Source organism: Pseudoalteromonas sp. A601 (assembly GCF_002165575.1).
Classification (GTDB): domain Bacteria; phylum Pseudomonadota; class Gammaproteobacteria; order Enterobacterales; family Alteromonadaceae; genus Pseudoalteromonas.
Map to the genome: position 1 here is coordinate 33,869 of NZ_MXQF01000031.1, position 18,717 is coordinate 52,585.

Genomic DNA, 18,717 nt, shown 5'->3' on the forward strand with positions numbered 1-18,717 from the left:
TGAGTATGTCAGTAACACTACAAATAACTAAATCAAATGTGGCTGTACTCGTTTTAAGTCGCCCAGAAAAGCGTAATGCTTTTAACGAGCAAGTAATTCAAGAGCTAATTCAATGTATTGAACACGCTAATAGCTTAGATGTCCGCGCCTTAGTTTTAAAAACCGAAGGCGAGCACTTTTCAGCAGGCGCAGACTTAGCATGGATGAAATCCATGGCAAATAACGATTTTAGTGAAAACCTCGCTGATTCAAAACAACTAGCCAAACTCATGCATGTACTGGCAACCAGCCCACTGCCAACAGTATGTGCCGTACAAGGTGCTGCATTTGGTGGTGCACTGGGTTTAATTGCCTGTTGTGACATTGCTGTTTGCCAAGATAATGCACAGTTTTGCCTAAGTGAAGTAAAGCTTGGGCTTATTCCTGCGGTGATCAGCCCTTACGTTATTAAAGCTATTGGTGAGCGTGCAGCACGCAGATACTTTTTAACGGCTGAGATTTTTGATGCTCATACAGCAAAGCAACTTGGTTTAGTGCATCAGGTTACAGGCAAACTTGATTGTGCTGTTGATCAATTACTCGAAACACTCATTAATAATGGCCCTGTTGCGGTTCGTGCTGCTAAACAACTAATAAATGATGTTGCAGGTCATGAAATCAATGGGCAAATTATAAACTTAACGGCTGAACGTATTGCACATATTCGGGTGTCTGAAGAAGGCCAAGAAGGTTTAACTGCCTTTTTTGAAAAACGTCCACCAAGTTGGCAAGCATAGGATTCATCATGAGCACACAATCATTACAAAAAATTCTTATTGCCAATCGCGGCGAGATAGCCTGTCGCGTTATGCGTACTGCGAAACAGATGGGTTTAACCACAGTGGCGGTTTATTCTGATGCCGATAAACACGCCCAGCATGTTAAATTAGCTGACGAAGCTTATCATATCGGCGCAGCACCAAGTAAAGACTCTTATTTAGTGGCTGATAAAATCCTCAAGGTGGCACTTGATGCAAATGTTGATTGCATCCACCCAGGTTATGGTTTTTTATCTGAAAACAGTGAATTTGCCAAAACCTGTGAACAGCACAACATCGCTTTTATTGGTCCACCAGCGTCAAGCATTGAAGCTATGGGCTCAAAAACCCGTGCAAAAGAGATCATGGCCGCTGCCAATGTCCCTTTGGTGCCGGGATATTACGGTGATAAACAAGAACCTGAGTTTTTACAAGCTGAGGCTGAAAAAATTGGCTACCCTGTGCTTATCAAAGCAGCATTTGGCGGCGGTGGTAAAGGCATGCGTATTGTTCAGCACGCCAAAGACTTTTTAACTGCATTGCAAGGTGCTCAACGTGAGGCCATTGCAGGTTTTGGTAACGATCTCGTATTACTAGAGCGCTATGTGAATAAGCCTCGCCATGTTGAAGTACAAGTATTTGCAGATAATCACGGTAACTGCGTGTATTTAGGCGACCGCGATTGCTCTTTACAACGTCGTCACCAAAAAGTCATTGAAGAAGCCCCTGCCCCAGGACTTAGCGATGGACTGCGCAAAGAAATGGGTGAAGCTGCGGTGCGCTGTGCCTTGGCTATCAATTATCGTGGTGCTGGTACGGTAGAGTTTTTACTGTGTGGCGATGAGTTTTTCTTTATGGAAATGAATACTCGCCTGCAAGTAGAACACCCAGTAACAGAAATGGTGACCGGTGTAGATTTAGTCAATTGGCAAATCAATGTGGCGGCTGGTAACACCCTACCTTTAGAGCAAGCTGATATTGTGCTGCAAGGCCATAGTTTCGAAGCGCGTATTTATGCCGAAGATCCTAGTAATGACTTTATTCCTTGTTCAGGCACGATTGACGGCTTGTATATACCTGCTGAATCTGAGTTTGTACGAATAGATACAGGTATCAAACAAGGGGATGAAATAAGCCCGTTTTATGACCCTATGATCGCAAAACTGATTGTTCATGATGATAACCGTACTGCAGCGCTTTCACGTTTAAGTACTGCTCTTGAGCAATTTCATTTATCTGGATTTAGCTGCAACGTTAGCTTTTTACATAACTTAGCCAATCATCCAACCTTCAAACAAGGCGCACCGGATACGCACTTTATTGAAGAGCAAGGTGATGCATTAATCACAAATGATGCTGCGTTAAATGCAGTTAGTAAAATTATCGCTGCATTTTGCTACTTAACAGATTTAAATAGCAATGGTAGTAGCCCTTGGGATCAGCTGTCTGGCTTTATGCTAAACCGTGAGTCCGTCATTACTATCCCTTTTAGTGACAGACCTATCACGGCAACTAAGTTGAATGACGGCTTTATCATTCACCTAGACTCAGTGGACTATACAATCACAGGCTCGATTGAAAATAACCTGTGCCAGTTGTTTATTAATGGAGATAAGCATCGCTGTCATGTTGTTAATACAGCTAATTCTATTACCGTGATGTATAAAGCGCTACAGACTACGTTTGAATTAACCAACAAGCACTATGTAAGTGAGCATGAAAGTGAAGCACTGCCTCTTGCAGCCCCTTTAAATGGCACTGTGGTTAAACACCTTGTCGAAGTAGGTCAGCAAATTAAAAAAGGTGATGCTGTTGTTATTATTGAAGCAATGAAAATGGAGTATACCCTCAACGCACCACACGATGGCATATTACAAAGTTATTGCTTTGCACAAGGGGAATTGGTAAGTCATGGTGCCCTACTTGCTATAGTAACTGATGAGAATGCGACTGATGTGGGTACCGCCGATGAGTAACTTATCAGCCAACACATTACCTACAAAAGTACGTATTGTTGAAGTAGGTGCGCGAGATGGCCTGCAAAATGAAAGCGCCGTTAGCACCCAAGACAAAGTATCACTCATTAACGCACTAGCAGCGGCAGGTATTAGCTATATCGAAGCGGGCGCGTTTGTCTCCCCTAAATGGGTGCCGCAAATGGCCGATTCGCGCGATGTAATAAGCGCCCTAACTCTACCAGATACTAACTTAACTGCCCTCACTCCAAACTTAAAAGGGGCGCAAGCGGCGCATGAAGTAGGTATTAAAGAGTTTGCCATATTCACAGCAGCCAGTGAGTCATTTTGCCAAAAGAACATCAACTGCTCAATTGAGCAAAGTATTGCTCGCTTTGCCGATGTCATGGAATTTGCCAAACAACATAATATCCGTGTACGTGGCTATGTAAGCTGTGTATTAGGTTGCCCCTACGAAGGCGATATAAATCCGCAACAGGTGCTAAAAGTGAGCCAGATGTTGTTAGAGTTAGGCTGCTATGAAATAAGTCTTGGTGACACCATAGGCGTAGGCACGGCTAATAAAGTAGATGAGTTATTGGATGTGTTGTTAGCGCATATTGATAAATCATTATTAGCAGTTCACTTTCATGACACTTACGGCCAAGCGCTCACAAATATTTACACAGCCTTAAACCGTGGCATAGCAACGGTTGACAGTGCAGTTGCAGGGCTTGGTGGATGCCCTTACGCGAAGGGTGCGTCAGGAAATGTTGCCACCGAAGATGTAGTTTACTTACTGCAAGGACTTGGCATAGAGCATGGAATTGATTTAGAAAGACTGGCTAAAGCTGGTTGGGCAATTTGCACAGCATTAAACAAACAACCTGTGAGCAAGGTTTCCTTAGCTCTTAAAAATCAAATAGCGAATCAATAAACTATATTTAATATAGATTGATTACATCATAATTATAATTAAGGAGTGGGCCCATGGCCGGTTTCGATAAAGTAGTTTCAAGCTATGAAGCTGCAATGGAAGGGTTAAAAGACGGCGATACAATAATTGCTGGTGGATTTGGTTTATGTGGAATTCCTGAGGGATTAATCAGCGAAATTAAACGTAAACAAACTAAAGACCTAACTGTAGTTTCAAATAACTGCGGCGTGGATGACTTTGGTTTAGGGATTTTGTTACATGACAAGCAAATAAAAAAAATTATCGCCTCGTATGTCGGTGAAAATGCCCTATTTGAACAGCAACTACTGAGCGGTGAAATTGATGTGGTACTCACTCCACAAGGTACACTCGCTGAAAAAATGCGTGCAGGCGGTGCTGGTATTCCTGCTTTTTACACCGCAACAGGTTACGGTACACCGGTAGCAGAAGGTAAAGAAGTAAAAGAGTTTGATGGTCGCCCTTATATTCTAGAAGAATCAATCACCGGTGAGTTTGCCATTGTTAAAGCGTGGAAAGCAGATAGATATGGTAACCTTGTTTTTCGCCATACAGCCATGAACTTTAACCCAATGGCCGCCACTGCAGGTAAAATTACCGTTGCCGAAGTGGAAGAAATTGTAGAACCAGGAGAGCTTGAACCGAGTCAAATTCATACCCCTGGTATTTTTGTGAATCGCGTTATTAAAGGCAGCTTTGAAAAACGCATCGAACGCACAACTACTCGCGATTAGGAGCACACAACATGGCATTATCACGTGAACAAGTCGCAATGCGTGTTGCGCAAGAGCTACAAGACGGTTACTACGTTAATTTAGGGATCGGAATTCCAACCTTAGTGGCTAACTATGTACCTGATGGCATTGAAGTTATGCTACAGTCTGAAAATGGCTTGCTGGGTATGGGTCCCTACCCGACTAAAGCTGAACTTGATGCTGATATGATCAACGCGGGTAAAGAAACCGTGACAGCAGCCACGGGAGCTGCAATATTTAATAGTGCAGATAGTTTTGCAATGATCCGTGGTGGTCATGTAGACTTAACAGTCTTAGGTGCATTTGAAGTTGACCAGAACGGAAACATCGCCTCGTGGATGATCCCCAAAAAGCTGATTAAAGGCATGGGCGGCGCGATGGACCTTGTTGCTGGCGCAAAGAATATTATTGTTACTATGACCCATGCGAGTAAACATGGTGACTCAAAACTGCTTGAAAGTTGTAATTTACCGTTAACTGGTGTTAACTGTGTAAAGAAAATAGTGACAGATTTAGCCGTGTTAGAAGTTAAAGACGGCGCATTTCATCTACTAGAGCGCGCGCCAGGCGTGTCAGTCGATGAAATTATTAGCAAAACGGCAGGCAAATTGCTTGTCACTGGTGATGTTCCAGAGATGGTGTTTTAACTTAACCTCTCAATAAATCACCTTGTACCGACCTCATTCCCAGTGCCAATGGCGCTGAGTTACCCAAAATCCCTCGCAAGAGGGATTTTTTTTGCGCAAAACTAATTGCACCATTTTATAGCAAAGCCATTTTCGTTGCCCCAAAGTAGTAAAATCGCTGAAATCTTATCTATGCTACTAATATTGCAAATAAATCAACTGTAACAATGATTAATCAAAAATATTCGCGATTGTAATTTTAATAAGCGTAATATGTTTATTTTTTATTAATATAAGCAAAAATTAATCAGTTGACGAACTATTTCAGCTAAGTCTTTGCAAATTGGGTTGTTTATTGCTTAACTATCCTTATTGAGAATTACTAACATCGACTATGCAAACACCTATTAGAGGATTACGTTCGTTTTGTTTTGCGGCAAGAACGTTAAGCTTTAAAGAAGCCGCTAACCAGCTTTATCTAACTCCATCTGCTGTGAGTCATCAAATTAAACAATTGGAAGAGCAGCTAGGTATTGAGCTTTTTGAGCGCCAAACGCGTTCAATTCGGTTAACGTCCGCGGGGAAAAACTTTTATGACTCTGTATCGCCTTTGATAAAAGCGCTTGAAAAGACCATAACCGAATTTAGTCAGCTGCAAGAAAATGTAAATATAAGTATTACCTTACCTGAGTTCTTTGCCAGTGAACTATTAATGCCTAAACTCAGTGAATGGACCACAGAGCATCCAAATACAAATTTACAATTAAACACCATGAAAACGCGTAAGGAGCTGACTAAGCAAAGTGATCTTTCTATTGTTTTATCATCCTCTAAGCCTATTGAAGGTGTGGTGCATGAGCTATTTTCGTTGTCATACTCTCCAGCCTGTAACAAAAAGAATTGGGAGGCATGGAAAGATGAACCATTTCAGGCACTCAATGAAGTACCTCTAATATTGCATAAGGCACGCCCATGGGCTTGGCACCAATGGGCTGAGCATGCAGGTATTGAAGACTTCGCGCCGAAACAAATAATCCAAGTCGACAGCATGTTTGGTGTAGCACGCGCCGCACAGCAAGGAATGGGGATCGCACTTATCCCCTTGCCTATCAGCCAAACGTGGTTCGAAGAAGAGTGGTTGTTTAACTTCACAAACTTACCGCTAAAAACTAAAGATAAGTATTACTTGGTTCATCACGAACCCAGCGAGTCTAATGCTTCACTAGAGCTCTTTATTAAATGGCTGCTAGATACATACAAACATTTAAAATAATTATTTATACAGCAACTCTGGAGTTGCTGTTCACTGTCTTACATACGTAAATAAATTTCACTTGTAAGGTGTCTTTTTATCGTTTGTACCGCTCGCCAGCTCTGACTAAAGTTAATGTGTTCATTATGAACAACCAAATAACTCAGAGGAAATTATCATGTTAAATATACTAACGAAGCGAATTTTAGTTGCGACACTATTAACATCATCTTCAGCAGTACTTGCTGATCAAACAGACTATAAATTAATGGTTATTGATAATGAAGTATCTGCGAGCGCACTTTCAAATGGTGAAATGATGGCGTTGACTAAAGACAACGGAGTTATCAAGAACGACCCTAATCGCGCTTATGAGATCCCTTTTAATAGCTGTGCTGCGAATGTAAAATTAAGCAACTACGCTGATGCTGAAACCCTATGTACTCAGGCAATCACTTTACTTAAATCAAGTAAAGTACCTAGCTATAAGCGTAATGAGCTAACCTCGTTTGCTTTAAGTAACCGTGGGGTTGCCCGTATTATGTCACACAATGAGACAGCAGCAATTTCAGACTTTTATGAAGCTAACCAAATGTTTAACAATGATTTAGTTAACCATAACTTAAATCGTGCTAAACAAAACTTAGCGTTATAAATGCGTTGTTTTTGATGCGGCACACTTAAGATGTTCTGTGTGTCGTTCACTTTAATTAGCTATCACCTCTGGCAGCAAATTCTAATACCGTTGCATTTATACAATACCTATCTTGACCATTTGGCCCTTCCCCTGGAAACATATGCCCCAGATGTATCCCCGTTGATTTAGATTTGATTTCTATTCGCTGCATACCAAAGCTGTTATCTTCATGTTCAGTGACACTGTCTTTAATTGGGTGTGTGAAAGAAAGCCAACCTGTGCCTGATTTAAATCTATCGCGAGTGTCAAATAAAGGCTCGCCACTTAGCTTATCGATAAACTGGCCATCCGGTGTGTTTTTAAAAATATCGTATTGTTTACAAAAAGGGCTATCAGTGCGTGCATTAAAAGCAACACGATACGCTTCACTATCTCCTAATTTAAATGCCCCCAACGCTTTATAAAATTCAGTATTTGTCACATACCCTTGGCGGCCAAATACTTCTTTACCATTTTCTAAAAATAAGATGGTAGGCGTTGCCCACGTAGGAGATTTAATAGTAAGGCCTGTTAGTTGATCAGCTTTTCTATAACTCAAAGGTATTGTGCCTTTGTAGTCATTTGTCACTTCTTTTTTTAACTTTTCACAGTAAGGGCAATAATCATGCGAATCAATGATCACAATCTGCTTACCTGCTAACAGCGCTTTATTATCCACTTCACTCTTTGGCTGCGTTGAGAACACCACACCTGTAGAGTGATCAGGGCAATATCCATTTGGATTTTTTGCTATGTAGTCCTGATGATATTCCTCAGCGGGGTAAAACTTATCCAGCGGTTTTATCACTGTTTTAATTGAGTCGAAGCCTGCTGCCGTTAATTTAAGTTGATACTGTGCTTTTAATTGCTTTGCTATATCAAGTTGTGTTGAATTACTGGTTAATATAATAGAGCGGTATTGCGTGCCAATATCATTGCCTTGACGATTAAGCTGCGTTGGATCATGGCTTTCAAAATAACGCTTAAGTAGATCATCGGCTGTTAACACATTACTGTTAAACGTAACTTTGACAACTTCAGCGTAATTATTATCGTCAAAGCGTTTAGATGAGGCTGTTATATTTCTATAAGTGGCTTTAAAGCCATTGCCATCAGCGTAGCCCGAAACAGCATCTATCACACCGGGCATTGCTTCATAGCGCTTTTCAGCTCCCCAAAAACACCCAGAACCTAATACCAGTGTTTGTACATGCATGCTGGCTTGAACATTTTTATTCGCTGTTTTTTCATCGCTCGCTAAAGCATATACACCAATGCTTGCACTCACTAGTGCTGTGCAAAGCATCATTGATAACGGTTGTTTGAACATACAAAACTCCTAAAATGCGTTATTAATCTACTAGACCTATCAATTGACGTATTAATTTCAGCCTTAACGCTTCAAACCTTATATCTGTCGTGTTTAACTTAAAGTTTGAGCCCAGATAAGGTAAAAAGTCTTTTTATTTTAACTTTTGATATTAAAACTGGGTGTTAAACATGAAAAACGTTTTTAAAGCTTCTGCAATTGCCTTAGCGCTTGCAATAAGTACGCAAGTAACCGCGGCAGAGATTAACTTTTCGACAAAGATTAACAATAAAGCACAAACATTAGTGGTTTTTTATAGCCAAGATGCCAATAACAGTGCATTTAATGACGTTGATAAACAGTTCAAAAATCAACTTTCTCACACTATTGATATTAAGCAATTTGATGGTAAATACGGCGATATACTGGAAGTTATTACAACTAACTCACGTAAACAGCAACGGGTTTTCATCGTTGGTACAGGCAAGCAACAACAACTAGACAAATCAACCATCGCTAAATTGGGTGGCAATGTTCATGCGACGCTACTACAAAACAAAGTTGAATCTGCAAGCATCGTATTTGATAGCGTAAAAGGTACTATTAGTAACCCTGAGCTTGCTGCTAATTTTGCCCACGGTGCAAATTTACGAGATCACCGCTTCGAGAAATACAAACAAACGCCAAACACTGCCACTGTAAACTACTACTTTGATGTAGATGACAAGAAACAGACCAACAACACATACTCTACGCTACAAAGCATAGAACAAGGCGTATTTTTAGCCCGTGATCTGACTTCTGAAGTAGCAACACATATGACGCCCGTTGCGTTTGCAAAAGCGGCAAAAGAATTAGAAGCACTCGGTGTTGAAATTACCGTTTTAGAACCAAATGAATTGAAAGAACTCGGTATGGGTGCGCTTGAAGCAGTTGGCCGTGGCAGTGAACAAGGTGCACGATTAGTTGTAGCACATTATAAAGGCTCAAACACAACGCCCATTGCATTAGTTGGTAAAGGGATCACTTTTGATTCTGGTGGTTATAGCATCAAAACTGGCGCATCAATTGCCCGCATGAAATCTGATATGGCGGGCGCCGCCGCGGTGCTTGGTACCGTTAAAGCAATGGCTTTAGCTAAAGCGGATAAAAATGTCGTGGCCGTTATGGGCATGGCGGCTAATATGGTGTCACAATTTGCTGTAGCCCCTGGCGATGTTGTACGCACTGCTGAAGGCCTCAGCGTTGAAATAGTCAACACTGATGCTGAAGGACGCTTAGTGTTAAGTGATGCCATGTGGTATGCACGTAAACATTTTAATCCTGAAATCATGATTGATGTTGCCACTTTAACAGGTTCAAAAATCAAAGCTGTGGGCAATGATTACGCTGGCGTTTTTTCACAAGACGATACGCTTATTTCACAACTTACCTTAGCGGGTAAACATGTAAACGAAAACCTATGGCGCCTGCCTTTAGGCTACAAAAGCACGTTAAGTTCTGACATTGCAGATCTTAAGAACCTAGGTTCAAGCGGACCAGGTGCTACAACGGCAGCGAGCTTTTTAGAGCACTTTGCTGGTGAGACCCGTTGGGTACACATAGATATTGCAGGTAATGCACTTGCGACTAAAGGCAAAGATGAAATCTCACCTGGCGGCACAGGCTTTGGTGTGCGACTTTTAAGTGAGTGGCTGTTAAGTAATTAAGCTTTTATAATTAAGCCTTAAATATATGGTGCATAAGTACAGTCGTTTACTTGTGCACCTACTTAGATTTGCTTTGTATTTATATAGAGCGCCTATTATTCTAGTCGCATAGGTGTAAACATTTTTAATTGAGTGTGGTAGCTTGACGTTATTAATAACTAAAAATAATAATCGTCAATGGACTTAAAAACAACAACATCAGTTGTAACCCTCAGTAGCAATAGCCTATTTTTGGACGCAACACATTTATCTGAAGACACGCTAAAGATTCAAAAAAAAATCTGGGCTTTAGCTGCTAAGTGCAAAGCAAGCAATGCGTTTATAGATGTAGTACCCGCTATGAACTCCCTGTGCGTATATTTACACAACTCGGATGAACTAGTGCGTTGGCAAAATGAGCTAACAAATTGGTGGCAAGACATCGATACCATGCAACATCAAGGCACACATCATAAAGTTATTACTCATTATGGTGGTGAACATGGACCTGATCTCGACTTTGTTGCGAAAGCACATAATTTAACCACTCATGACGTTATACAGCTGCATAGTAATGCTCGCTATCAAGTACTATTTTTAGGCTTTCAACCAGGCTTTGTATATTTACATGGCTTAACTGAGCAATTACATACTCCACGTAGAGATAATCCACGAACTAAAGTGCCAAAAGGGTCTGTGGCAATAGGTGCTAATCAAACAGGCATCTACCCTGCTGACTCCCCTGGCGGCTGGCACATAATAGGTCATACTGATTTCAACTTATTTGATTACCTTAATAACCCACCAAGTGTTATACAACCTGGTGATACCTTATCGTTTGTTAGTGTGGAGTCTTAATCATGATCACAGTTATTAAGCCGGGTTTATTAATGAGTGTCCAAGATAAAGGACGTACAGGCTTTCGCCATTTAGGTGTTGCTCAATCTGGTGCAATAGATAGCTATGCGATGGTAATAGCCAATCGATTACTTGACAATGCTGATAACGATGCAGTGATTGAAATTACCTTAGGGTTGGCTCAACTCAAATTCGAGTGCGATACCGTTATTGCTTTGATTGGCACTGATATGAAGGCTCATTTAGACGATACAGCTATTTACCCTGGTTGGACATACACCGTCAAAAAGGGGCAAACCATCCGCTTTGCAGCCGCACGTAATGGGTTTAGGGCTTATTTAGCCTGTAAAGGCGGGATCCAGTGTGAAAAAGTAATGAACTCTCGCTCGACTGATTTAGCAGCAGGATTTGGCGGTGCAACTGGCTGCGCTCTTAAAGAGCATGACACACTCGCAATTAAACCATTTACTGAACACTGGCCTAAACTAGGTGCTATATCACCAGCAAAACGTGAAGTGATCCGAATACACCCAAGTATTCATGAAGAATTATTAACACAACACATTATCAATGAATTTAGCAGTAAAAAATGGCACGTAACGCCACAGAGTAACCGAATGGGGGTTCGTTTGAATACTCAATCACAGTCATTATCACACAGCCATTCATTACCTTCACTCGCTGTTGCACCGGGGTCAATTCAACTGCCTCCTAATGGTGAGCCAATTGTATTATTAAATGATGGCCAAACGACAGGTGGTTATCCACTCCTTGGCACAGTCATTGAAGCTGATCTATTTCTATTTGCACAATTAAAACCAGGCGATAGCATTCGCTTTGAATACGTAGATATAGCCACGGCCAATAAAGCAAAAGCAAAATTAGATGCTCACCTTGCTCAGCTATCTCTAGCACTTGAAAATGCAAAACATTAATGCACCAAAATGGAACGCTCAAGCTTTAATCCTGTGAGGATTAGCCCTATAACATAATGGATTAGTGGTTATTTGTGTTTTTCATTGCTTTAAAAGAAGTCGTCAACAAGCTTTAGTGGCCACCTTGGTGCAATGAAGATTATGGTGGTGCATAAATTATTCTAAAAATATTGTAAAAGCTATGTGACTTAGTTAAATATTTCTGTTAAAACAAAGGTTCGCAATTAGGCAAAGCCTGCCTAATTGCACACATGATAGGAATGAGGAGTTACTATGTGTTCAATTTTCGGTGTATTAGACATAAAGTCTGATGCCACACAGTTGCGTAGTCAAGCAATTGAAATGTCAAAGTTATTACGTCACCGAGGGCCTGATTGGTCAGGTGTATATTCATCAGAAAAAGCGATTTTAGTGCATGAACGTTTAGCCATTGTTGGCGTATCAAGCGGTGCTCAACCACTTTATAACCCTGAGAAAACACATATTTTAGCGGTTAACGGTGAAATTTATAATCACAAAGAGTTAGCTGCAAATTTAGAGGCTGATTTTACCTTTCAAACGCAGTCTGATTGCGAGGTCATTCTGGCGCTTTATAAGCAAAAGGGCCCTGAATTTTTAGATGATTTAAATGGTATTTTTGCTTTTTGTTTATACGATGAAGAGCAAGATGCGTATCTTATAGGTCGTGATCATATTGGTATAATTCCACTTTATACGGGTCATGATGAGCACGGTAATTTTTATGTTGCTTCTGAATTAAAAGCATTATCACCAATTTGTAAAAGTATTCAGGAGTTTCCTCCTGGTCATTACCTATATAGTAAAGATGGTGAACTTAAACCATATTATAAGCGTGACTGGGAATCATTTGAAGCTGTTAAAGATAATAGCGCTCAAGCTCAAGATGTGAAAGATGCACTTGAAGCTGCCGTTAAACGCCAACTAATGTGCGATGTCCCTTATGGGGTATTACTCTCTGGTGGCCTAGACTCATCAGTTATCTCAGCAATCACACAAAACTTTGCTGCTAAACGTATTGAAGATAATGACGAAAGTGATGCATGGTGGCCCAAATTACATTCTTTTTCTGTTGGTCTAGAAGGCTCACCAGATTTAGCAGCAGCACAAAAAGTGGCTGACATGATAGGCACAGTTCATCACCCTATTCACTTTACTATTCAAGAAGGGATCGATGCGTTAAAAGAAGTGATTTATCATATCGAAACCTATGATGTGACAACTATTAGAGCATCAACACCGATGTATTTAATGGCACGCCAAATTAAAGCCATGGGTATTAAAATGGTACTCTCTGGGGAGGGTGCTGATGAGCTATTTGGTGGTTATTTGTATTTCCACAAAGCACCCAATGCACAGGAATTTCATGAAGAGTTAAACCGCAAAGTATCAAAGTTGCATATGTTTGACTGTTTACGTGCGAATAAATCAATGGCCGCTTGGGGTGTTGAAGCACGTGTACCATTCCTCGATAAAGAATTTGTTGATGTGGCCATGCGTATCAATCCTGAAGCTAAAATGTGTAAAGACGGTAAAATTGAAAAACACATTCTGCGTGAAGGTTTTGATGGCTATTTACCTGATGAGGTACTTTGGCGTCAAAAAGAGCAATTCTCTGATGGCGTTGGTTACAGCTGGATTGACACTTTAAAAGAGTATGTTGCTGAGCAAGTAAGTGACCAAGAATTAGCAAATGCTAAATTTAAGTACCCTATTAATACACCAGATTCAAAAGAAGCGTATTTTTATCGCTCAATTTTTGAGTCACACTTCCCGGGTGACGCAGCCGCTAAATGTGTGCCGCATGGTAAATCTGTTGCATGTTCCACACCTGAAGCTCTGGCATGGGATGCATCGTTTCAAAATAATGCGGATCCATCTGGTCGCGCGGCCGGTATCCATAACGATGCCTATACACAAAAACAATAAACCTCACGGTCTATTAAATTTACACCGGTACAAAACAAGACGTTTTGTACTGGTGGCTCAGCAACAAACTGTTTTTACCCATCCTAGCACTAAGAAAACGGGCTCATCAGCACTGATTGTGTTACATCAGACAGGGCTAAGCACTTACATGATGCAGCAAATTGCGCGCACGTCACAGCAATCTGCGACTGTTTTTATAAATGTAAAATATAGCACCCAAGTTCTTTGCCCTATTCGTTGGTTTAATCAAAGTAATGAAATTAAACGCTGTGGTCATGGGACCTTAGCGGCAGCATTATTTTTGCAGCAGTATCAAGGTTATTACCCTCACCAATTTATAAGCCTAAGCGGTGAAATCTTTAAAATAACCTATAAATTAAAACAATTACGGCTGAGTATGGCGCAAATAGCTAGCAAAGAAGTTACCCCGCATAAGGCTGTCGTAAAGGCAATTAATAGCACTGTTTTACGCAGCTACACAAGTGCAGAGGAAGGTGGCTACACCACCGTCATTTTAGATGACAGCCAGCCATTGAGTACTCGTTCGATATTGACCAAACCTATTTTATCGGCTCCAACGGCTCTTATCGTTTTGCAAAAAGATAGCAAAACACAGCAATGGTATTTTAGATACTTCGCCCCTTATTACGGTATAGACGAAGACCAAGCAACAGGTTCAGCCGTTAGCATTATAGCCCCCATCATTAAGCAATTAACAACACAAAATAAAGGCGTCATCATTCAAGCATCTAAAAATGGCGCACGGTTAAACTATCACTTAACCTGTCAAAGTGTGCTGCTATATTAATTCTGCGGTCGTAATAAGCACAATGCAAAATAATTATTGCAGTCTTGCCACGTGTGAGCCAGTGTTAAATTAGCTTGTTCAGCTAATTGAGCAAACGAGTCAACTGTGTACTTATGTGAATTTTCAGTGTGTATGCTTTCACCTTGAGCAAATTCAAACAAATGATTATTGATGACAACACTTTGCTCACATTGACTCACCAAATGCATTTCAATTCGGCTGTGTTGTTCGTTAAATCTGGATTGATGGTTAAAGCCTGACAAATTAAACGTGCCATTGAGCTCATTATTAATACGTTGTAGTAAATTTTTATTAAACTGCGCCGTCACCTCGGCTTTATCATCATAGGCATCTAACAGTACCTGACGTTCTTTAACTAAATCTATGCCTATTAACACATAGCCGTTTAAACCACATAAGCGATGGAAGTTTTTCATAATCTCTATCGCTTTAATAGGTGCAAAGTTTCCAAGAGTTGAACCTGGAAAATAAACTAGATTGGTTTGGTTATCTAAAGCAGTATCTTTGGCTAACTGCTTTACCATTTGACTATGGGTAAAATCCCCCAGTAAGGGAGAAATTACCAATTCAGGAAATAAAGGCGATAAGTGCGCGAGCGAGTAATTAAGCATTTCTTTTGATATTTCAAACGGAACGAATGTTTTTACATTGGCCAAATGCGCTAATAAATATGCAACCTTTTTACCTGAACCACATCCGGGCTCTATGATTGATAAATTTTCTGGCAACATTTTCGCAATGTCGTGGGAATATTGCTCTAAAATAGCAAGCTCAGTTCGGGTGACATAATATTCACTTAACGCGGTAATTTGTTCAAATAGTGCTGCGCCTCTATCATCATAAAAATATTTACACGGCAATGACTTTTGTTGTTGACTTAGGCCATCCAACACATCATTTAAAAAGCTTTCATCTGTTGTATGCTGTTCGCTAACGACCTTTAACTGGCTCATACATTATCCCTCGCTAACCTAATTCCACTTTGCATCCACGCTTGATGTGGATAATAAAAATTTCTATATGTAGTGCGTAAATGACCATTAGGAGTTAATGCACAACCGCCTCTAAGCACCATTTGATTATTCATAAATTTACCGTTGTACTCGCCGGCAACTCCCGCAATCGGTTTAAACCCCGGATAAGGTAAATAAGCACTGTTTGTCCATTGCCAACAGTTGTCATGTAACTGAACTAATTCTGGGCAATGTTGTTGTGCTGCATGCTCCCATTCAAACTCGGTGGGCAATCTTGCGTTGGCAAAACAGGCATAGGCTGACGCTTCATAAAAGCTAACATGGCTGACAGGTAAATCCATCGCTAAGGGTTGCAGGCCATACAAAGTAAATTCATACCACTTGTCATTAATACAATGCCAGTATAAAGGGCATCTTGCATGTGTGCTTTGTAATAAAGCCCATCCATCACTAAGCCAATATTTAGGCTGTTGGTAGCCTTGCTCGTTGATAAACGCTAAATATTCACCATTGGTAACTAAGCGATTAGCCACACTAAATGGTTGCAGTAAAACTGGATGTGTTGGCTGTTCATTATCGTAGGAAAATCCACAGCCTTGTGTTGCCCCAATTTCAGTAATACTTTGCTCAAAATCAATATAATGAATGCTTTTTACAGGTGCACTTTCAACTATTTTACAGTCGATGTGTTGATAGGCTGGAAATGATGGATTAATCGAAAAGTTATACTTTATATCCATGAGCATCAACTCTTGATGCTGCTGTTCATGGTTTAAGCCAAGTTCCAATAGTTCATTTAGAGTAGTATTGACTGATAATAATGTCTGTACTGCATCATCAACATACGCTCGATATTCAAGTACTGTATCTAAACTTGGCCGAGAAAGAGTCCCTCTATTTGCGCGACTAAATTGCTCACCAATGCCATTATAATAAGAATTAAATAGCACCGAAAAACACTCATCAAACACCTTGTAGTTGTTCATATGAGGTAACAATAAGAAAGTTTCGAAAAACCACGTGGTATGAGCAAGGTGCCATTTCATCGGGCTAACATCACTCATCGCTTGAAGCTGACAATCCTCCGCACTCAATGGTGCAATAAGCGATAAAGAATCTTGTCTCACTTTTTTATAGTACGCGATTAATGATTGTGTACTGTTTGCGGTCATATCATCCCTCATTTACCTATTGACTTACTATAGTCTAACTTTAGTTAAAACACATTGAAGTGACACTTAGATGAAATATTAATTAGACTTATATGTTTATTGATTTAAATACATTTATTTTTATGCGTTGCCATGACAGCCAGATACTGATCCTGTAAGCTATTAACTACCGTAATGGCTATAATTCAGCACTTTAGCGACTTTACATTTACAATTTTTCGTTTGCTTCTACACTTTAGCAAGTAACCTAACACTAATTTTTAGTTAGTCATCGAAATAATATCTTGGTGGGTTAAAGCTGAATAAACCATTAAAATAAACGGAAATACAACAAAAGAGGTTTTTCATGAGTGATAATCATGACAAATATAGTATCGATAATACGGACTACACTGTAGGCCAAGACAATATCCAAAAATGGGGATTTGACGTACATAACCCTGTTTTTGGCACTAGCGCTGGCTTAATTTTAATTTTTTTAATTGCGGTGTTAGTGAGTGATCCTGACTCAGCAAAAGCAAGCCTCGATGGGATCAAGTTAAGCATATTAAATAACTTTGATAGTTTTTTAATGTGGTCTGCTAACATTTTTTTATTATTTTGTATCGGCCTTATTTTTTCACCGTACGGTAAAATTCGCCTTGGCGGTGTAAATGCACGTCCTACTCACTCTCGCCTCTCCTGGATGGCAATGCTATTTGCAGCAGGTATGGGGATCGGCTTGATGTTTTGGGGGGTTGCAGAGCCCGTTGCTTACTTTACCGGCTGGTACGAAACTCCATTAAATGTGACTCCTAATACCCCAGAGGCAGCTAAATTGGCGATGGGCGCCACTATGTTCCATTGGGGTCTACATCCATGGGCTATCTATGCTGTTGTTGCCTTATCTCTTGCCTTTTTTACTTATAACAAAGGGTTACCCCTTTCTATACGTTCGATTTTTTATCCTATATTAGGTGATAGAACGTGGGGCTGGCCCGGCCACCTAATTGATATTTTAGCAGTACTGGCCACCTTATTTGGTTTAGCTACTTCTCTGGGGCTCGGAGCACAACAAGCATCTGCCGGTATTAACCATGTATTTGGTATTGAATCTGGTGTTGGTTTACAAATTATAGTGATTGCTGTAGTAACATTATTAGCAATAATTTCTGTGGTACGTGGAATTGATGGTGGTGTAAAACTATTAAGTAATATTAATATGTTAATCGCCTTTGCTTTGATGGCATTTGTTTGTTTAGTTGGCTTTGCTGCTGCAATGGGTAATATTCCAACCACGATAATGGGTTATGTTGAAAACATTGTACCATTAAGTAACCCACATGGCCGTGAAGATGAAACTTGGATGCACGGTTGGACTGTATTCTATTGGGCTTGGTGGATTTCATGGTCCCCGTTTGTTGGTATGTTCATCGCACGTGTATCAGAAGGTCGTACAATTCGTGAATTCTTAATTGCCGTGTTATTAATTCCAACACTGGTTACGATACTTTGGATGTCTATCTATGGCGGTATTGCAATTGACCAAGTAGTCAGTGGTGTTGGTAAGCTTGGTAAAGATGGTTTAACGCAAGTCCCCCTTGCCATGTTTGAAATGTTTGACGAGCTGCCATTAGCCAAATTACTCTCTTTCACTGCTGTAGTGTTAGTCTTGGTGTTCTTTATTACCTCATCTGATTCCGGTTCATTGGTTATCGACTCAATCACCGCGGGTGGTAAAGTTGATGCGCCAGTACCACAACGTATTTTTTGGGCATCAATTGAAGGTGCAATTGCCGCAACGTTATTGTGGATTGGCGGAACACAAGCGATGGAGGCACTGCAAGCCGGTGCTGTTTCTACAGGCTTGCCATTTACCGTGGTCTTATTACTTATGTGCGTGAGTTTATTGCTAGGTCTTAGAACTGAGCCTAGAAGCTAAGCAATGTAAACTAAAATATAAAGACGCCGCTTTTAGCGTAATGCCGATCAGTTAAGCAAGAAAAAGCT

Annotated in this window: 16 protein-coding genes; 13 read left to right on the forward strand and 3 right to left on the reverse strand. The window is 40.5% G+C overall.

Going from position 1 to position 18,717, the window contains the following annotated elements:
* The first annotated feature begins 5 nt into the window (after window positions 1-5).
* The 7 genes from B5G52_RS18115 (at window position 6) to B5G52_RS18145 (ending at window position 6,995) form a co-directional block, all read left to right on the forward strand.
* On the forward strand, window positions 6-776 hold the full coding sequence (locus B5G52_RS18115; protein ID WP_087534052.1) for an enoyl-CoA hydratase/isomerase family protein: 771 nt from the start codon (window positions 6-8) through the stop codon (window positions 774-776).
* Between the two features lie 8 nt (window positions 777-784).
* Entirely contained in the window at window positions 785-2,773 is a 1,989-nt protein-coding gene (locus tag B5G52_RS18120; RefSeq protein ID WP_087534053.1) for an acetyl-CoA carboxylase biotin carboxylase subunit, read from the forward strand.
* On the forward strand, window positions 2,766-3,689 hold the full coding sequence (locus B5G52_RS18125; protein WP_087534054.1) for a hydroxymethylglutaryl-CoA lyase: 924 nt from the start codon (window positions 2,766-2,768) through the stop codon (window positions 3,687-3,689). The genes B5G52_RS18120 and B5G52_RS18125 overlap by 8 nt, the downstream gene beginning before the upstream one ends.
* 53 nt (window positions 3,690-3,742) lie before the next feature.
* A complete protein-coding gene (locus B5G52_RS18130; protein ID WP_087534055.1) occupies window positions 3,743-4,441 on the forward strand; it encodes a CoA transferase subunit A in 699 nt (232 codons plus the stop codon).
* An 11-nt stretch (window positions 4,442-4,452) separates the two neighbouring features.
* The gene (locus B5G52_RS18135; RefSeq protein WP_087534056.1) at window positions 4,453-5,109 is read left to right on the forward strand and encodes a CoA transferase subunit B; all 657 of its coding nucleotides are present in this window, start codon (window positions 4,453-4,455) and stop codon (window positions 5,107-5,109) included.
* 373 nt (window positions 5,110-5,482) lie between these two features.
* A complete protein-coding gene (locus B5G52_RS18140; RefSeq protein WP_087534057.1) occupies window positions 5,483-6,361 on the forward strand; it encodes a LysR family transcriptional regulator in 879 nt (292 codons plus the stop codon).
* A 157-nt stretch (window positions 6,362-6,518) separates the two neighbouring features.
* A complete protein-coding gene (locus B5G52_RS18145) occupies window positions 6,519-6,995 on the forward strand; it encodes a hypothetical protein (RefSeq protein ID WP_087534058.1) in 477 nt (158 codons plus the stop codon).
* A gap of 55 nt (window positions 6,996-7,050) precedes the next feature.
* Here the strand turns inward: B5G52_RS18145 and msrA are convergent, their stop codons facing one another.
* On the reverse strand, window positions 7,051-8,346 hold the full coding sequence (gene msrA, locus B5G52_RS18150; RefSeq protein WP_087534059.1) for a peptide-methionine (S)-S-oxide reductase MsrA: 1,296 nt from the start codon (window positions 8,344-8,346) through the stop codon (window positions 7,051-7,053).
* Window positions 8,347-8,516: 170 nt separating this feature from the next.
* Between msrA and B5G52_RS18155 the strand changes: the two genes are divergently transcribed.
* The 5 genes from B5G52_RS18155 (at window position 8,517) to B5G52_RS18175 (ending at window position 14,561) form a co-directional block, all read left to right on the forward strand.
* A complete protein-coding gene (locus B5G52_RS18155; RefSeq protein WP_087534060.1) occupies window positions 8,517-10,034 on the forward strand; it encodes a leucyl aminopeptidase in 1,518 nt (505 codons plus the stop codon).
* A 177-nt stretch (window positions 10,035-10,211) separates the two neighbouring features.
* Window positions 10,212-10,871: a 5-oxoprolinase subunit PxpB gene (gene pxpB, locus B5G52_RS18160; RefSeq protein ID WP_087534061.1), complete on the forward strand. Its 660-nt coding sequence runs from the start codon at window positions 10,212-10,214 to the stop codon at window positions 10,869-10,871.
* Between the two features lie 2 nt (window positions 10,872-10,873).
* Window positions 10,874-11,806, forward strand: coding sequence for a biotin-dependent carboxyltransferase family protein (locus B5G52_RS18165; RefSeq protein ID WP_087534062.1), 933 nt, complete (start codon window positions 10,874-10,876; stop codon window positions 11,804-11,806).
* 273 nt (window positions 11,807-12,079) lie between these two features.
* On the forward strand, window positions 12,080-13,753 hold the full coding sequence (gene asnB, locus B5G52_RS18170) for an asparagine synthase B (protein WP_087534063.1): 1,674 nt from the start codon (window positions 12,080-12,082) through the stop codon (window positions 13,751-13,753).
* Window positions 13,754-13,805: 52 nt separating this feature from the next.
* The gene (locus tag B5G52_RS18175) at window positions 13,806-14,561 is read left to right on the forward strand and encodes a PhzF family phenazine biosynthesis protein (protein ID WP_176372579.1); all 756 of its coding nucleotides are present in this window, start codon (window positions 13,806-13,808) and stop codon (window positions 14,559-14,561) included.
* Here the strand turns inward: B5G52_RS18175 and egtD are convergent.
* Complete coding sequence (gene egtD / locus B5G52_RS18180) at window positions 14,558-15,535, reverse strand: L-histidine N(alpha)-methyltransferase (RefSeq protein WP_087534065.1); 978 nt, start codon at window positions 15,533-15,535, stop codon at window positions 14,558-14,560. The genes B5G52_RS18175 and egtD overlap by 4 nt on opposite strands.
* On the reverse strand, window positions 15,532-16,740 hold the full coding sequence (egtB, locus tag B5G52_RS18185) for an ergothioneine biosynthesis protein EgtB (RefSeq protein ID WP_087534066.1): 1,209 nt from the start codon (window positions 16,738-16,740) through the stop codon (window positions 15,532-15,534). Before egtB ends, egtD begins: the two co-directional genes overlap by 4 nt.
* A 334-nt stretch (window positions 16,741-17,074) precedes the next feature.
* On the opposite strand from egtB, the gene B5G52_RS18190 reads away from it, so the two are divergent.
* Window positions 17,075-18,649: a BCCT family transporter gene (locus tag B5G52_RS18190; protein ID WP_087534067.1), complete on the forward strand. Its 1,575-nt coding sequence runs from the start codon at window positions 17,075-17,077 to the stop codon at window positions 18,647-18,649.
* Window positions 18,650-18,717: the final 68 nt, after the last annotated feature.

What these genes read in the sequence shown, in the direction of transcription:
- B5G52_RS18115 (WP_087534052.1), top strand. Translation starts at nt 6, where the DNA reads ATGTCAGTAACACTACAAATAACTAAATCAAATGTGGCTGTACTCGTT.
- B5G52_RS18120 (WP_087534053.1), top strand. Translation starts at nt 785, where the DNA reads ATGAGCACACAATCATTACAAAAAATTCTTATTGCCAATCGCGGCGAG.
- B5G52_RS18125 (WP_087534054.1), top strand. Translation starts at nt 2,766, where the DNA reads ATGAGTAACTTATCAGCCAACACATTACCTACAAAAGTACGTATTGTT.
- B5G52_RS18130 (WP_087534055.1), top strand. Translation starts at nt 3,743, where the DNA reads ATGGCCGGTTTCGATAAAGTAGTTTCAAGCTATGAAGCTGCAATGGAA.
- B5G52_RS18135 (WP_087534056.1), top strand. Translation starts at nt 4,453, where the DNA reads ATGGCATTATCACGTGAACAAGTCGCAATGCGTGTTGCGCAAGAGCTA.
- B5G52_RS18140 (WP_087534057.1), top strand. Translation starts at nt 5,483, where the DNA reads ATGCAAACACCTATTAGAGGATTACGTTCGTTTTGTTTTGCGGCAAGA.
- B5G52_RS18145 (WP_087534058.1), top strand. Translation starts at nt 6,519, where the DNA reads ATGTTAAATATACTAACGAAGCGAATTTTAGTTGCGACACTATTAACA.
- msrA (WP_087534059.1), bottom strand. Translation starts at nt 8,346, where the DNA reads ATGTTCAAACAACCGTTATCAATGATGCTTTGCACAGCACTAGTGAGT.
- B5G52_RS18155 (WP_087534060.1), top strand. Translation starts at nt 8,517, where the DNA reads ATGAAAAACGTTTTTAAAGCTTCTGCAATTGCCTTAGCGCTTGCAATA.
- pxpB (WP_087534061.1), top strand. Translation starts at nt 10,212, where the DNA reads ATGGACTTAAAAACAACAACATCAGTTGTAACCCTCAGTAGCAATAGC.
- B5G52_RS18165 (WP_087534062.1), top strand. Translation starts at nt 10,874, where the DNA reads ATGATCACAGTTATTAAGCCGGGTTTATTAATGAGTGTCCAAGATAAA.
- asnB (WP_087534063.1), top strand. Translation starts at nt 12,080, where the DNA reads ATGTGTTCAATTTTCGGTGTATTAGACATAAAGTCTGATGCCACACAG.
- egtD (WP_087534065.1), bottom strand. Translation starts at nt 15,535, where the DNA reads ATGAGCCAGTTAAAGGTCGTTAGCGAACAGCATACAACAGATGAAAGC.
- egtB (WP_087534066.1), bottom strand. Translation starts at nt 16,740, where the DNA reads ATGAGGGATGATATGACCGCAAACAGTACACAATCATTAATCGCGTAC.
- B5G52_RS18190 (WP_087534067.1), top strand. Translation starts at nt 17,075, where the DNA reads ATGAGTGATAATCATGACAAATATAGTATCGATAATACGGACTACACT.